Genomic DNA, 14,797 nt, shown 5'->3' on the forward strand with positions numbered 1-14,797 from the left:
TTGCGCGTCCAAAGGGAGACGCGGCGCTGTAGAAAAGGCCGGCAAGGTTTCCCTCGCCGGTCTGCCTCACCCGCCCGTGGGCCAGTCCCCGTGTCAGAACGATCTCATCTGAAGGAATCGGCCGTCATTGCCGCTACTGGGCGATTACCGGTTACCGCCAAGCGCCGAGGCAAGACGCACAAGCGAAAGGAACTCGGACCTATACCCAAACGGGTCGGCTCCTCGGGCGGCAGTGGCAATCTCCATGATCTTGTCGTAGCCGAACTTGGCAGTCGCATCCTCGTCGCGCAGCTTCTGGCCGAAGGCCGCGACAGCGACGGAGAAACGCTGGTCGGTGCCGGCCTGGTCGAAGGACGATACCTCGTTGGCAGCTGTCACCGGCGTGGTGATCAGCTTCGAGGTGTCCTCATCAGGCAGCTTGTAGCGGATCTTGACGAAGGCATATTCGTCCGCATTGGCGACGCCGCCATTGTTCACCGACGCCTGGCCATAGCGCAACGGATCGATCTGCCCACCGCTGCCCTTCGGCGTGATCTCATAGATCGCCGTCACCGAATGGCCGGAGCCGATATCGCCCGCATCGACGCGGTCATTGTTGAAATCCTCGCGGTTCAAGGCGCGGGTTTCATAGCCGATCAGGCGGTATTCCGAGACCTTGTTGGGGTTGAACTCGACCTGGATCTTCACGTCCTTAGCGATGGTTAACAGCGTCGAGGACGCATCCTCGACCAGCACCTTTTCGGCCTCGGCGAGCGTGTCGATATAGGCTGCGGTGCCGTTGCCATTCTGGGCGATGGCCTGCATCATCTGATCGTTCAGGTTGCCGCGACCGAAGCCGAACACCGACAGGAAGACGCCGGTCCTGCGCTCCTTTTCGATCAACCGCTTGAGATCGTCGTCGTCGGTCTGGCCGACGTTGAAGTCGCCGTCCGTGGCGAGCATCACGCGGTTGACCCCGTCCTTGACGAAGGATTGCTGGGCAAGCTTGTAGGCTTCCCGGATACCCGCCTCGCCCGCCGTGCTGCCGCCCGGCTGCAGTCTGTCGATGGCCGCGAGGATCTTGTCCTTCTCGGAAACCTTGGTTGGCATCAGCACAGTGCCGGCATCGCCCGCATAGGTGACGATCGAGACGGTGTCGTCGGGCTTCAGTCTGTTGACCAGAAGCCGGAAGGCCGATTGCAACAGCGGCAGCTTGTCCTGCTCGTTCATCGAGCCCGATACGTCGATCAGGAAGACCAGATTGGCCTTGGGCTGCTCGACCGGCTTGACCTCGAAGCCCTTGATGGCGACATGCATCAGCTTGGTGCGCTCGTTCCACGGCGTCGGCATGATGCTGACTGTCGAGTTGAACGGCGTCGAGGCAGAGTCCGGCCCCTTCCAGTCATATGGGAAGTAATTGATCATCTCCTCGACGCGGACCGTGTCGGCCTGCGGGATAAAACCTTCCTTCAGCGAGCGCCGCACGAAGGAGTAGGAGGCCGTGTCGACGTCGATCGAGAAGGTCGAGACCGGATCTTCGAGTGCGGCATGCACCGGATTGGTCTTGAAATCCTCGACGCGGTCGCGGTTTGCCTCTTGCGGCAGCATTTGGTCAGCGGGCGCGGCGGCAGGTTGCTGCACCATCAGCTTGGAACCAGCGGCCGCGCGGGGCATGCGGCCAGTCCGCGCGGCATCGTTGACTGCGGGGGCCGCAGTGCTTGCGCCGCCACTCAGCGCAAACTCGCCACTGGGCGCCGGCTCAGGGGCATTTGGGCTCAGCCCGTTCTGTGACAGGCCGCCGGCCACGGTCGACTCGGATTTCGGTGGCGACGCAGGCGCAGCAAGCGCCTCGGCCGCATCGCGATTTCCTGTGTCGGCATCGACCTTCTTCTGCTTGTCTGCCTCCTGCAGCACGAGCGGCTTCATCATTGCCGGCTTGTCGGCCAGCGTCTCGGTGATCTTCTCCTCCCCGCCGACCTGGGACGGTTGTTCCGCCAACATGTAGAAGGTGGCGTATCCGGCGATCGGCAGGGCGATGAGCCCAGCAATGGCCGGCGTGGCGATGAGTTTCTTTTGCATGATCTCGCTCCAGAGCCTTTGTGCTCGCTCTGTGAGACGAAGCCCGCTCGCCGATCCTTGGGCGGCAATATGAGTTTTTTCTTCCATGTCGTAGGCGCGCATGGCGGCCTCGAAGGCAAGAGCCTTCGCCTCTGCGTCCGGCGCCGGTGCTGCGATGTCGCGCAGCTTTCTGAGTTCGTTGTCGCTAACCATGGTCACACTTCCCCGGCTGAAAGCATGAGCGTCTTCAACCGTTTCTTCGCTTCATGGATGTGCCAGGAAACCGTCGCCTCCGAGAGCGCCATCGCTTCGGCGGCGGTCGCATGGCTCAGCCCTTCGCCATAGACCAGCAGCACCGCGTCGCGCTGCTTGTCCGGCAGCATCCTCACTGCCACCCAAAGCGCCTCGGCCGGGTCTTCGGGCTCGGCCGATGCCTCCCCCGAAATCAGCGCGTAGGCGCCGTAGGCTTCAGTCTTGACCGTCTCGCGGGCGGTCTTGCGCATCATGTCGCGCGCCGCATTCAACGTCATGGTGTAGAGCCAGGTCGTGAAGGCGCCGCTGCCATGATAGCCACGGATCGACCGGCCAAGCCGGACGCAGACTTCCTGGGCGATATCCTCGGCGTCGGCCTTTTTTCCGCACCAGCGATAGGCGGCGCGATAGACGAAGCCGTAGTGCCTTTCGAGCAATTTGCCGAAAGCCCCCCTGTCTCCGCCCTTCGCCCGCCCGATCAGTTCGGCGTCGGAGGCTTCGCTTTCGTTCAGCATCATCGCCTTCATTTGCCTGTTGGACGAAGGCTAATGGCGATTCCTTGGGGCGATGGAAAGAAAATTTGGCTGGCGGTCACTTGGCCAACATGAGCCCTAACCCAACGTCTCCGCGAACAACGTCGTCAGCCGCTTCAAATGGCGCTCGGCACCAGCCGCATCGAAGGCGCTATGATCCGGCACGCACCAGCCATGCGCCATGCCGGCATAGTTCTCGATAATATGGTCGACCTCAGCCACCCTGAGCGCTTCAGCCAGCCGCGCCGATTGCTCTGGTGGAAAGCTTCGATCGGTCCCGGCAACGCCGACATAGACGCGTCCCTTGATCGACGCCGCCTTCCGGTGCGGGCTGTCGGCGGCATCGCTCGCCAGATTGCCGCCATGGAAGCTGGCCGCAACGCTGATGCGGTCGGGGTAGGCCGCCGCGGCATTCATCGCCCGCGCCCCGCCCATGCAATAGCCGACGACGCCGAGCGGCCCGATGACACCTTCCGCAGCGAGCGCGTCAAGGAAGGGACCGCTGTCGCGAATGGTCATGTCTTGTGTCGTGCTGCCGGCCAGCGCCGAGAGCGCGGCCTTGCTCTTCTCCTCGCTGAATGCAGTTCTGGGCTCGAACGGGCCGTAGGGCGCGTTGCGGTAGAAAAGGTCCGGTACCAGTACCGCATAGCCCTGCTCCGCGAAACGCTCCGCCATCTGGTCGAGCGCCGGACGCGGACCGAAGACGTCCATATAGAGGACAACGCCGGCCCTGGATGACGAAGCCGAGCGGAACAATCCCGCTTTGGCCGTGCCGTCCTCGGTCGTGATTTCAATATTCTGTTTCGCCATGGCCCTCTCCGTTCGATTGTCGTGCGATACATATCCGTGACGGACGGTTGGGCAAGTCGATGATGGGCCCTCACGTTCACAAATGCGTACCTCTCGGGCTATCTTGGTCCGGACCGAACAGCGCGCTTCAATTGGCCGGGGACGGAGCTCACATGTGGCTGACGACCTTCCTTGCTTTTTTCGCCGGTGTATTTGGCGCCAATGGCGTCCCACATTTCGTGAACGGAATTACCAGGGGCTCTTACCCTTGCGTCTTCGGCAACTCCGCTGTTCCCAATCTGATCGCCGGCTGGGCGAGCTTTGTGGTGGCATCTCTCTTTGCGTATGGGAGTAACTTCGGACAGTACCCCATCGCCTCACTGATCTCGGGTGCGATCGGGGTCCTGCTGATGGGTCTCTTCCATGCGGCAGGGCTCGCCTTCGGCCGAAAATCCTGAGTTGGAGCAATCGCCCTCTTGCCCGCAGCCGGCCTTGCCTGGTCGCCTGAGTTGGAAGAGATCGCCTCAGTACTGGTGCGCGAAAGCCGCCATATGAAAAGCCTGCACATCGGCCGGATAGCGATAGGCCGTGCCATAAGGACAGGCATTGCGATCAAGGCAGCCACCTGTCCGGCAGGGCGCACCCTTCGGTCCGCGCACATGTCCGAGACAGGCTTCATGGGCAAAGCCCTGCTCGGAATAGGCATCGACCGGACAGGATTTCATGCAGGGTTTTTCGGCGCATGTATCGCAGAGGTGAACCGCTGCATCAGGTTCCGGGATCGCAATCTCCTCCTCGAACAACAAGGCGCCGCGATAGGCATGCCAGAGCCCGTATTGCGGATGCGTGAGGATGCCGAGCGGCGACGGCTTTAGCCCCTCCGCCCGCATCGCCCATTGCTGGAACGGCAGATACGGCCTGTCGGAGGGCGACACCGCATGTGCGCCGAATTTCTCTGCCACCGCGCCGATCGCCCGGCGCGACCACGTGTCGAGCGGATTGGCGACGGTCCGTGATTGCTTCTCCCGCCAGCGCAGGAAATGCGGCCATGGCGCGGCACCCGCCTGGCCTACTAGCAGGACAGATTTGGCGGCAGCGCCGGAGAGACCAAACGGTGCGTCTTCGCCATCGGCAAAAGTAAAGCCGCCGCGAAGGATGAGGCCGTCATACGTCAGCGCTGCGGCGATGTTTTCGATCATGCTACGCGCAACAATCATCCCTTCTGGTCCGGGTCGGAGAAGGCGCTCCGCCAGACTTCCTTGTGGATGATGTTGGCGACTTTAGCCCCGCCGGACTCGGGCTCCTTTCACGTGAAGGCGTCGGGCATCGACCCCTTCTTCCTGGCAATGAAGTCCTTCAGAGCATCGTCGATACCCTGATCGAGATGCGGAGCCTCGTAGCTTTCCAGCCAGCGCCGGGCGAGCTCGTTGGCGCGCTGCGGCGCGGTCTTTTCGCCTTCAGCCAGCCACTGCTCGTAGGAATTGTTGTCGGCGATGTTGGAACGGTAGAAGGCGGTCTGGAAATTGGCCTGGGTGTGGTCACAGCCGAGATAGTGGCTGCCGGGACCGACCTGGCGGATGGCGTCCATCGCCTGACCGTTTTCGGACAGGTCGACACCTTCGGAAAACTTCTGCGTCATGCCGAGCTGATCGATGTCCATCATAAACTTTTCGTAACAGGAGGCGAGCCCGCCCTCGAGCCAGCCGGCTGAGTGCAGCACGAAATTGGTGCCGGCAAGGATCGTCGAATTCAGCGTGTTGGCGCTCTCATATGCCGCTTGTGCATCCGGGATCTTCGAAGCGCAGAGCGAGCCGCCGGTGCGGAACGGCAGCCCGAGCCGACGGGCAAGCTGCGCCGCACCGTAGGAGACCAGCGACGGCTCCGGCGTGCCGAAAGTCGGCGCGCCCGACTGCATCGAGATCGACGAGGCGAAGGTGCCGAACAGCACCGGCGCGCCCGGCCGGATCAGCTGCGTGAACGACGCTCCGGCCAGCACCTCGGCCAGAACCTGCGTCAGCGTGCCGGCGACCGTCACCGGGCTCATCGCCCCGGCGAGGATGAACGGCGTGACGATGCAGGCCTGGTTGTGGCGCGAATAGACCTTCAGCGCGCCCAGCATCGTCTCGTCGAACACCATCGGCGAGTTGGCGTTGATCAGGCTGGTCAGCACCGTGTTGTTCTCGACGAAATCGTCGCCGAAAACGATCTTGGCCATCGCCACAGTGTCTTCCGCCCGCTCCGGCGCTGTCACCGACCCCATGAACGGCTTGTCCGAATATTTGATGTGGCTGTAGACCATATCGAGGTGGCGCTTGTTGACCGGTACGTCGACCGGTTCGCACACCGTACCACCCGAATGGTGGATCGACGGCGCCATATAGGCAAGCTTCACGAAATTCTGGAAATCCTCGAGCGTCGCATAGCGCCTGACACCGTCGAGGTCGCGCACGAAGGGCGGCCCGTAGACCGGTGCAAAGACGGTGGCATTGCCACCGATCTGCACCGAGCGTTCGGCGTTGCGGGCATGCTGAGTGTAGATGGCCGGCGCGGTCTTCAGCAGCGACCGGCACAGGCCCTTCGGAAAGTGCACGCGCTCGCCCTTGACGTCGGCGCCGGCGTCTTTCCAGAGCTGCAGTGCCTCGGCATCGTCTCGGAAGATGATGCCGATCTCCTCGAGCACTGTATCGGTGTTCTTCTCGATCAGCGCCAGTCCTTCCTCGTCCAGCACCTCATAAACGCTGATCTTGCGCTTGATGTAGGTGAGCTGGGTGCCGGGGCCGCCACCCGAGCGCGCAGCGCGGCGGGCAGCCGCTCCGCCGCTGGCAGCACGCCCGCGTCGCGCATTTGACGCTTCCTGGTCGACTGGCGCGTTCTGGCTCATGGTCGTTCTTCCCTGAAACTGTTCTGGCCCGAAACTGTTCTGGCCGGAAATCTGTTACGGCCGCATATCGCAGCTTCTGGCCGGATCGTAGCCATGCACCCTATTCGAAACGGCCCGCCAGCGCCAACGCCTGTCGCAAAATCGACAAGAATTCCAATAGATTTGCGGTCGCTTTCCTTTTGCGGGAAGTCGCAAATCAGCTATGGATAAGCGGCCCCCGCGGGTTAGGTATTGACGCAATAATTTTGAGCTGCCGTGATTGTTCCACGCGGCGAGGAGCCCGAGAAAAAATGGCCGACGACGAGATCATCCTTTCCGAGCTTTCCGACGACGAGTTGGTGCAGCAGATGCACGACGACCTTTATGACGGGCTGAAGGAGGAAATCGAGGAAGGCACCAACATCCTTCTTGAGCGCGGCTGGCCGCCCTACAAGGTTTTGACCGAGGCGCTGGTCGAGGGCATGCGCATCGTCGGCGAGGACTTTCGCGACGGTATCCTGTTTGTTCCCGAAGTGCTCTTGTCCGCCAACGCCATGAAGGCCGGCATGTTCATCCTGCGTCCGCTGCTCGTTGCCACCGGCGCGCCAAAGCAGGGCAAGATGGTGATCGGCACCGTCAAGGGCGACATCCACGACATCGGCAAGAACCTCGTCGGCATGATGATGGAGGGTGCCGGCTTTGACGTCATCGACCTCGGCATCAACAATGCGGTCGAAAAATACCTCGACGCCATCGAAAAGCACCAGCCGGACATCGTCGGCATGTCGGCACTGCTGACGACGACCATGCCCTATATGAAGGTCGTCATCGATACGATGAAGGAAAAGGGCATTCGCGACGACTATGTCGTGCTGGTCGGCGGCGCACCGCTCAACGAGGAATTCGGCAAGGCTGTCGGCGCCGACGCCTATTGCCGCGACGCGGCGGTGGCGGTCGAGACAGCCAAGGATTTCATGAAGCGCAAGCACAACGTCCGCGCATCGGCCTAATTTGCGGCCAAATCAATGAATTAGGCTGAGGTTTTCCCGCGCTTATAGGTGCAGCACGTTCGGCAGGAACGGTGTTGGCTGCATCCTAGGCGTGTGCACGGCTTGTCAGGAAAACCCTTTCTGCACCTCCGGCAATCAATCCTGTAGCCCAGAAGGCGGTTTCGCTATGTTTCCTTCGCTATTCTTTCAGACATAGCGGGAGGAAATCATGGACAAGTTGAGACGCATTCTTACCCTTTCAATGGCAACTGCATTGATTACCGCAGCTGCCAGCCCGTTCGCAATTGAGATTGCCAAAGCCGACGAAGGTACCGGCGGCACCGGCGATGAAGGCGGTGGCGGCGACGAAGGCGGCACCGGCGATGAAGGTGGCGGCGGCGACGAAGGTGGCGGCGGCGATGAAGGTGGTGGCGGCGACGAAGGTGGCGGCGGCGACGAAGGTGGCGGCGGCGATGAAGGTGGTGGCGGCGATGAAGGTGGCGGCGGTGGCGGCGGCGGCAAACACGCCAATAACGGATTCGGCAACGGCGGTGGCGACGGCGTCCCCGGCCATTCGGGCTTCTCCGATACCGATCGCTGACTTGTAGGAGATTCGCAGGGAGCGGTCGTTGAACACAACCGCCCCTTGCCCCTTAGTCCGGCCGGCGGTCGCTCGGGTGCTACAGACCGCACCGCGTAAAGACGGGCGCGCCGACGCAGCGTCCGCGCTTCAGACGGCTGGACAACAAACGAAGCCGCGCCTTGCAGCGCGGCTTTTTCATTCCCAGATGTGGGAACAGTGAGGTGCGGATCAGGGTTTCTTGACCGTGTCGTCGACCGCCTTGGCAGTGGATTTGAGATCCTTACCAACGCCGCGGACCGTGTTTGCGCAGGCCGAAAGAGCCAAAGCGCAAGCAAGAATGGCGATCGATACAATGCGCAACAATTTCATGAATGGTGCCTCCCTCACAAAATTCGCCAGACAGCAACGAAAATCGGTTAAACAGGTTCCATGAGCGTCGCGCGAAAACAGCAACCCGATCAAGGCGACAGGCTTCTGGTCATTGCCTGTGGGATGATTGCGCGCGAGGTTCTGGCCGTCAAGGAGCAGCTGGCGCTTGACCATCTCGCCCTGACCTGCCTGCCGGCGGAGCTCCATTTCTATCCTGACCGCATCGCGCCGGCCATGGACAAGGCGATCGAAAAGGCCAAAGCGGGCGGCTATAAGCACATCTTCGTCGGCTATGCCGATTGCGGCACCGGTGGCATGCTCGACCGCGTCTGCGAAAAGCATGGCGTCGAGCGCATGACCGGGCCGCACTGCTTTGCCTTCTACCAGGGCCTGGAAGCCTATGAGAAACTCGCCGACAACGACATGATGTCGTTCTACATGACCGACTTCCTGTGCCGCCAGTTCGACGCCTTCTTCATGAAGCCACTCGGCCTCGACAAGCATCCGGAGCTGATCAAGGACTATTTCGGCAACTACCAGAAGCTGGTCTATATTGCCCAGACAGACGATCCGGAACTCGACAAGGTTGCCGAGAAGGCTGCGAAGATGTTGGGCCTCACTTACGAACGCCGCTCGACCGGCTATGGCGATCTAACGACGGAACTGGCCAGCGCCGCCGCACACGCCTGACACAGTTCAACCAGGCAATCCCTCTTCTGCCGCGAGCGCTGCGAGCACATCGGCAAAGCTCATCTTGCAGACGAACCCCAGCCTGTCCCTTGCCCGTGATGCGTCATAGACCCTGTCGATCGAGGAAAACATCGTCCAGCCCTTTCGCGCGTAGAGTACCGGAAATTGGGGGAAATAGCGCTCAACAACGGACGGTGCGTCGGCAATCAATGCCTCGCAATCGTCGCGCTGGAACGGCGTCGGCGCCGAGACGATGAAAGTGTCGAAGCCGAGTTGCGGCGCCTTTTCCAGGGCGGCGATATGAGCCTCGGCAGCGTCTTCCACCGTCAGCCGGCGGAAAAGCAGCTCGTTGGCCTTGGTGTTGGCCTCCGACTGCTCGATCGCATGCGCCATGTCGTCGGCCTCGGGAAAGAACCGGGCCGTGCGCAGCACGATGGCCGGCAAGCCATGCTGGATATGATAGAGCCGGCAGAGGTGCTCGGCCGAAAGCTTGGTGGCGCCGTAGATGTTGCGCGGCTCAGGCGACATGTTTTCCGTCAGCCATACCGCCTTGCGCGCACCGCCCGTGAAGCCGGCACGTATGGCTTGGGAAATCATCAGCGAAGTGGTCGATGTGAAGACGAAGCGGCGAACGCCGGACGCCACCGCCGCGTCGAGAAGGTTGAGTGTGCCGCTTACATTGGTCTCGACGAAATCCTCGTTGTGGTAATGCTCGATATCGGGCTTGTGCAGTGCGCCGCTGTGGATAATGGCCTCGATGCGGTTATCCCTGACAGCCTGCATGACCAGGTCGCGATCGGCGACCGAACCGACGATTCGCGTTTCCGCAGACGGGACAGGATCGAGGCCAGTGACCTGATGGCCGAGAGCCCGCAGGCGCGGCCCCAAGGCGCCGCCCAGCCAACCCGACGATCCTGTGAGCAAAATCCGCATCGGTGAAAACTCTATTTTTGACCTGTGGCGCTGTTAAGCACGGATGACAGACTGCCGCGAACGGGTAAGTTATGCGCCAGACGGAAAAGCAGGCTGCTCCAGCCATCGACCAGGAAACACACCGATGATCGCTCGCCTATTGATTGCTGCGGCCAGTATTCTCTGCTGCACCCTCCCCGCGCTCGCCGACGGCGAGGTGCAGAAACTGATCACCGCCGCCGACAAGGCGCGGCTCGACAAATATGGCGACACGCGCAAGGCAGCCCTTGATGAAGCGAAAGCGGGCGATCCGATCGAGGTGAAGCAACTCGACGCATTGCTGGCAAAGCCGCTGGTGTCGTTTTCCGACAAGGACCTGACCGGCAACTGGCAGTGCCGCACCATCAAGGCCGGTGGGCTCAGTCCGCTCGTCATCTATGGCTGGTTCAAATGCAAGGTGAGCGACGACGGTTCCGGTTGGATGCTGGAAAAGGTCAGCGGCTCGCAACGAACCAAGGGCCGCTTCTTCGACGATGGCGAAAAGCGCGCGATCTATCTCGGCTCCTTCTATGTCAACAACGATCCCGCAAAACCCTATGGCAGCGGCCCGGAAAGCGACCAGGTCGGCTATGCCTTCCGCAACGGCGCCAGCGAATGGCGCGTCGAGTTTCCAGCGCCCTACTACGAATCGAAGCTCGACATCCTCGAATTCAAGCGCTGATCCCGCATGCCTGGTCCCGATCACCAAGGATTAACCCGGTCACCCTAGCATCTGGCCTGCATAGAGCACGTCTTTGCGGGCGGCACGTCACGAACCATGGAACCGTCGAAAACAAACTCGCGGCCGATCGTCGTCGTCACCGAGGGCGGTCCGCACATCTGGGCCATCGTCAACGCCATCGACGACCAGCTAGGCTCTGTCAGCGTTATCCTCGAAAGCCCTGAATCCAAAAAACAATTGCTGCTCGGGCGTGCCCGTCGCCTGGGCTGGATCCCGGCCGTTGGACAACTTGGTACGATGATGCTGACGCGGCTCGGCAAGCGTTTTTTCGCCGGGCACGCAGCCCGCTTGATTGCCGAGGAGAAGCTGCAGACCGAGCCTAAGCCCGGGCAAAAGATCATACGTATTGTCTCAGCCAATGCGCCGGAATGCCTGCAGGCGATCGAGGCCATTCAGCCCGGCGTCGTACTGCTCGCCGGTTGCCGCCTGCTGTCGAGGCAGACTCTGGCGAAAATCCCATGCCCGGTCCTCAATTATCATGCCGGCATCGCACCGAAATATCGCGGCATGAATGGCGGTTACTGGGCGCTCGCCTTGGGCGACGCGGAAAATTTCGGCACGACGGTGCACCTGGTCGATGCTGGCGTCGATACCGGTGGTGTGCTGCGGCAGGCACGCGGCAGGCCAAAACCGGGCGACACCATTTCAAGCTATGCGCTGCGGCAAGCGGCGTTCTCGCGCGAAATCTGCGTCGAGGCGGTCTGCGATGCGCTGGCTGGCAAGCTTGCCACATCGGATCGCGGCCTGCCGTCGAAGCAATGGTACCACCCGACGATCTGGTCCTATCTCTGGACCGGCGTAAAGGGCGGTGTCTGGTAACACGCACCGGTTTACCGGGCAGAGCCTCGGCGCTAAGATTTTTGCATGAGCGAGATCGACCACCGCGCCATCGTCGCCGGCCTTTCGGTCGAGGATCGTCGCGACCTCACCACCAAGGCGGATGCGCCCGGCATTTTCCGGCTGGCCGTCCATGGCGGGCTGGTCGTCGTGCTGGGCGCCTTGGTCGCTGCCCGCATCCCGCTCTGGCCGGTCCTGGTGCTGCCGCAGGGAATCCTGATCATATTTCTCTTCACCACGCTGCACGAGACCATTCACGAGACGGCGTTCAGGACGCCTTGGCTCAATCGCGCTATTGCCACCGTCACCGGCTTTCTGATCCTGCTGCCGCCGGCATGGTTCCGCTATTTCCATTTCGCGCATCATCGCCACACGCATGACCCGGACAATGATCCTGAACTGATGAGCCCGAAGCCCGAGACAACTGGTGAGTATCTGCGCTATCTGTCCGGCGGCCCTTACTGGATCGGCATGGTGCGCGTGGTCGCGACCAACGCCGCCGGGCGCAACTGCGACACCTTCGTGCCGGAAAAAGGCCGCGATAAGGTCGTTCTGGAAGCGCGCGTGTTCGTGATTGCCTATGCGGTGCTGCTGGCCGGCTCGCTGGCCGCGCAATCGGCGCTGCTGCTGTGGGTCTGGATCGTGCCGGTGCTCGTCGGCCAGCCCTTCTTGAGGGCCTACCTGCTGGCCGAGCACTCACGCTGCCCGCATGTCGCCAACATGCTCGAGAACACACGCACCACCTTCACCACCAGGCTGGTGCGTTTCATCGCATGGAACATGCCCTACCACGCCGAGCACCATTCCTATCCGGCCGTTCCCTTCCACCGCTTGCCGCGTTTCCACGAGATCGTCGCGGAGCATCTGCGCACCACCGAACGCGGCTATGTCCGCTTTCACCGGAAGCTTCTGGGCAGCTTCCACCGTCCAGCCGGCTGAGATTCCCCGCTTTCATTTTGCGACATCCAAATGCGTCGCTTTTGAATGCGCGCGCGTCGTCCCATAACAAGCAGCCCAGCAGCGCATACGGCAATGCTCGAAACACTGCATCGGCCCGAAAATCGGAATCGATCTTCGGAAGGCATGATGCAGCTGAGTTAAAGTGACGAGCGTCCTTTCCGATTGGGCGTACGGCGCTCTACGGGAGTGAGAATTCATGGCCGATCTGATCGTCGTCTACTGGCGCGACATCCCCGCCCAGGTCATCGTCCGGAAAGGCCGGCAGAACGCCAAGCGCGAACTGCCGCTGCGCTTTACCGAGGCGATCGACATGTGCGCCATGCGCACCGGCGCGGGCGGCACCGACGATTACCTGGCCGAATGGCGCAAGGCCGATCCGGTTCCGGTCGGCGACGACCTCGAAGCCGAGGCTGAAAAGGCCCTGCAGCACCTCGACGCGAAATACGACCGCGAGCGGCTGGTCGCTCTGGTCAAGGCGGGCGGCAAGGAAAATGTCTGAAACCACCCCGACGGTCACTCAGGCCACACTGGTCAAGAAGGCAGCGCCGAAATCCGACTACAAGCCGGCCGACGTGTCGCCGCAGCGGCGCGTGCAGCGCTCCTTCGCAGTGCGGCTGTGGTCGGTGCGGCACTCGCGCTTGCTCGAATGGTTCTACGCCAGGTTCGCCGACATGTTCCTGCTCCTGCATCCACTGTGGAAGGGCATCGGCTACGGCCGCGTCGAAGGTCCGGTCAAATTCGTCGAAAAGCGGGTCAAGGGCTTCATGTTCGACTGCCGCATGTGCGGCCAGTGCATTCTGTCCTCCACCGGCATGTCATGCCCGATGAACTGCCCCAAGCAATTGCGCAACGGCCCCTGCGGCGGCGTGCGCGCCAACGGCAATTGCGAGGTCGAGCCGGATATGCCGTGCGTCTGGGTCAAGGCCTGGGAAGGATCGCAAAACATGGTGCATGGCGACAAGATCCTCGACGTGCAGAAGCCGGTCGACCAGTCGCTGCGCGAGACATCTGCCTGGTTACGGGTCACCGCGCAGGCGGCAGCCGCCCGCGAGGCCGCCCGCAACACCGCAAAGCCTGGGGCGTCGGCATGATCGGACGCCAGCGCGACGAGAACCCGGCCGGCATCCATCTGCCGCTCGATCCCTTGCCCGGCCATACATCACGTGGCCGGCTGGAGCGCGTCTTGAGGCGCGGTGAGTTCGCAGTGACCACCGAGCTCAACCCGCCCGACAGCGCCGATCCGGAAGATGTCTACAACCGTGCGAAAATCTTCGACGGCTGGGTCGATGCCATCAACGCCGTCGACGCGTCCGGCGCCAACTGCCACATGTCGTCGGTCGGCATTTGCGCGCTGCTGACCCGCATGGGCTACGCACCGATCATGCAGATCGCCTGCCGTGACAGGAACCGCATCGCCATCCAGGGCGACGTTCTGGGCGGCGCGGCGATGGGCGTCGCCAACATGCTATGCCTCACCGGCGACGGCGTGCAGGCCGGCGACCAGCCCGGCGCCAAGCCGGTGTTCGACCTCGACTGCATGTCGCTGCTCGAAACCTGCCGCATCATGCGCGACAACGGCAAGTTCCTGTCGGGCCGCAAGTTGACCACGCCGCCGCAGATCTTCCTTGGCGCTGCGATCAACCCTTTCGCGCCGCCTTACGATTTCCGGCCGTATCGGCTCGGCAAGAAGATCGCCGCCGGTGCGCAGTTCGCGCAGAGCCAGTACTGCTTCGACGTCCCGATGTTCCGCGCTTACATGCAGAAGGTCCGCGACCTCGGCTACGACGAAAAATGCTTCATCCTGTGCGGCGTCGGACCGCTGGCTTCTGCCAAAACGGCCAAGTGGATCCGCTCGAACGTGCCGGGCATTCATATCCCCGATGCGATCGTCAAGCGGCTGGAAGGCGCCCAGGATCAGAAGAAGGAAGGCAAGCAGCTCTGCATCGACATCATCAACGAAGTGAAGGAAATTCCCGGCGTTTCCGGCGTCCATGTGATGGCCTACCGCCAGGAGGAGTATGTCGCCGAGATCGTCGATGAATCGGGCGTGCTGAAGGGCCGCCAGCCATGGAAGCGCGAAATCCGCCGCGACGACCAGCTCGTCGCCGACCGACTCGACCACATACTGCACGACGAGGTTACCGAAACGCAGGTGGACATGGTGAAGACCGCGCATTGAAGGCGCGAACGGTCACCATCCGCTTG

The 14,797-nt window shown here is 62.0% G+C and carries 17 protein-coding genes; 9 read left to right on the top strand and 8 right to left on the bottom strand.

The annotated features are described in order from the left end of the window. Nucleotides 1-144 precede the first annotated feature (144 nt). From EN859_RS15010 to EN859_RS15020, 3 genes are all read right to left on the bottom strand, one after another. A complete protein-coding gene (locus EN859_RS15010) occupies nucleotides 145-2,250 on the bottom strand; it encodes a VWA domain-containing protein (protein WP_127853675.1) in 2,106 nt (701 codons plus the stop codon). 2 nt (nucleotides 2,251-2,252) lie between these two features. Beyond that, nucleotides 2,253-2,816, bottom strand: a complete 564-nt coding sequence (locus EN859_RS15015; protein WP_127853676.1) for an RNA polymerase sigma factor — start codon at nucleotides 2,814-2,816, stop codon at nucleotides 2,253-2,255. An 84-nt stretch (nucleotides 2,817-2,900) separates the two neighbouring features. Further along, nucleotides 2,901-3,632 carry a dienelactone hydrolase family protein gene (locus tag EN859_RS15020; RefSeq protein ID WP_127853677.1) on the bottom strand — a complete coding sequence of 244 codons (732 nt, stop codon included), beginning with the start codon at nucleotides 3,630-3,632 and terminating at the stop codon, nucleotides 2,901-2,903. A 152-nt stretch (nucleotides 3,633-3,784) separates the two neighbouring features. Between EN859_RS15020 and EN859_RS15025 the strand changes: the two genes are divergently transcribed. Then, complete coding sequence (locus EN859_RS15025; protein ID WP_127853678.1) at nucleotides 3,785-4,069, top strand: hypothetical protein; 285 nt, start codon at nucleotides 3,785-3,787, stop codon at nucleotides 4,067-4,069. A gap of 66 nt (nucleotides 4,070-4,135) precedes the next feature. Here EN859_RS15025 and EN859_RS15030 read toward each other — a convergent pair whose 3' ends face one another. Further along, nucleotides 4,136-4,810, bottom strand: coding sequence for a 4Fe-4S dicluster domain-containing protein (locus EN859_RS15030; RefSeq protein ID WP_245525582.1), 675 nt, complete (start codon nucleotides 4,808-4,810; stop codon nucleotides 4,136-4,138). A 107-nt stretch (nucleotides 4,811-4,917) separates the two neighbouring features. Then, the gene (locus EN859_RS15035) at nucleotides 4,918-6,492 is read right to left on the bottom strand and encodes a trimethylamine methyltransferase family protein (protein WP_127853680.1); all 1,575 of its coding nucleotides are present in this window, start codon (nucleotides 6,490-6,492) and stop codon (nucleotides 4,918-4,920) included. A gap of 290 nt (nucleotides 6,493-6,782) precedes the next feature. On the opposite strand from EN859_RS15035, the gene EN859_RS15040 reads away from it, so the two are divergent. Continuing rightward, on the top strand, nucleotides 6,783-7,481 hold the full coding sequence (locus EN859_RS15040; RefSeq protein ID WP_127853681.1) for a B12-binding domain-containing protein: 699 nt from the start codon (nucleotides 6,783-6,785) through the stop codon (nucleotides 7,479-7,481). A 238-nt stretch (nucleotides 7,482-7,719) separates the two neighbouring features. Here EN859_RS15040 and EN859_RS38110 read toward each other — a convergent pair whose 3' ends face one another. Then, a complete protein-coding gene (locus tag EN859_RS38110; protein WP_189501976.1) occupies nucleotides 7,720-8,034 on the bottom strand; it encodes a hypothetical protein in 315 nt (104 codons plus the stop codon). Nucleotides 8,035-8,271: 237 nt separating this feature from the next. Beyond that, nucleotides 8,272-8,412 (bottom strand): entericidin A/B family lipoprotein, encoded by a 141-nt coding sequence (locus tag EN859_RS15050; RefSeq protein WP_127853682.1) that lies wholly within the window; start codon nucleotides 8,410-8,412, stop codon nucleotides 8,272-8,274. Nucleotides 8,413-8,472: 60 nt separating this feature from the next. Between EN859_RS15050 and EN859_RS15055 the strand changes: the two genes are divergently transcribed. Further along, nucleotides 8,473-9,102 (top strand): DUF1638 domain-containing protein, encoded by a 630-nt coding sequence (locus EN859_RS15055; protein ID WP_127853683.1) that lies wholly within the window; start codon nucleotides 8,473-8,475, stop codon nucleotides 9,100-9,102. Nucleotides 9,103-9,108: 6 nt separating this feature from the next. Here the strand turns inward: EN859_RS15055 and EN859_RS15060 are convergent, their stop codons facing one another. After that, nucleotides 9,109-10,035, bottom strand: coding sequence for an NAD(P)-dependent oxidoreductase (locus EN859_RS15060; protein WP_127853684.1), 927 nt, complete (start codon nucleotides 10,033-10,035; stop codon nucleotides 9,109-9,111). A 124-nt stretch (nucleotides 10,036-10,159) separates the two neighbouring features. On the opposite strand from EN859_RS15060, the gene EN859_RS15065 reads away from it, so the two are divergent. The 6 genes from EN859_RS15065 to EN859_RS15090 all read left to right on the top strand — a co-directional run bounded on the left by EN859_RS15065 (nucleotide 10,160) and on the right by EN859_RS15090 (nucleotide 14,771). After that, nucleotides 10,160-10,735, top strand: a complete 576-nt coding sequence (locus EN859_RS15065) for a DUF4893 domain-containing protein (RefSeq protein WP_127853685.1) — start codon at nucleotides 10,160-10,162, stop codon at nucleotides 10,733-10,735. 96 nt (nucleotides 10,736-10,831) lie between these two features. Further along, a complete protein-coding gene (locus tag EN859_RS15070; protein ID WP_127853686.1) occupies nucleotides 10,832-11,614 on the top strand; it encodes a formyl transferase in 783 nt (260 codons plus the stop codon). 45 nt (nucleotides 11,615-11,659) lie between these two features. After that, nucleotides 11,660-12,571, top strand: coding sequence for a fatty acid desaturase family protein (locus tag EN859_RS15075; RefSeq protein WP_245525583.1), 912 nt, complete (start codon nucleotides 11,660-11,662; stop codon nucleotides 12,569-12,571). Nucleotides 12,572-12,788: 217 nt separating this feature from the next. Next, nucleotides 12,789-13,091 carry a virulence factor gene (locus EN859_RS15080; RefSeq protein ID WP_127853687.1) on the top strand — a complete coding sequence of 101 codons (303 nt, stop codon included), beginning with the start codon at nucleotides 12,789-12,791 and terminating at the stop codon, nucleotides 13,089-13,091. Beyond that, nucleotides 13,084-13,683, top strand: coding sequence for a methylenetetrahydrofolate reductase C-terminal domain-containing protein (locus tag EN859_RS15085; RefSeq protein WP_127853688.1), 600 nt, complete (start codon nucleotides 13,084-13,086; stop codon nucleotides 13,681-13,683). The genes EN859_RS15080 and EN859_RS15085 overlap by 8 nt, the downstream gene beginning before the upstream one ends. Next, nucleotides 13,680-14,771 (top strand): methylenetetrahydrofolate reductase, encoded by a 1,092-nt coding sequence (locus EN859_RS15090; protein ID WP_127853689.1) that lies wholly within the window; start codon nucleotides 13,680-13,682, stop codon nucleotides 14,769-14,771. Before EN859_RS15085 ends, EN859_RS15090 begins: the two co-directional genes overlap by 4 nt. The last annotated feature ends 26 nt before the right edge of the window (nucleotides 14,772-14,797 follow it).

The sequence above is a fragment of the Mesorhizobium sp. M00.F.Ca.ET.216.01.1.1 genome, assembly GCF_004010325.2.
Classification (GTDB): Bacteria; Pseudomonadota; Alphaproteobacteria; order Rhizobiales; family Rhizobiaceae; genus Mesorhizobium.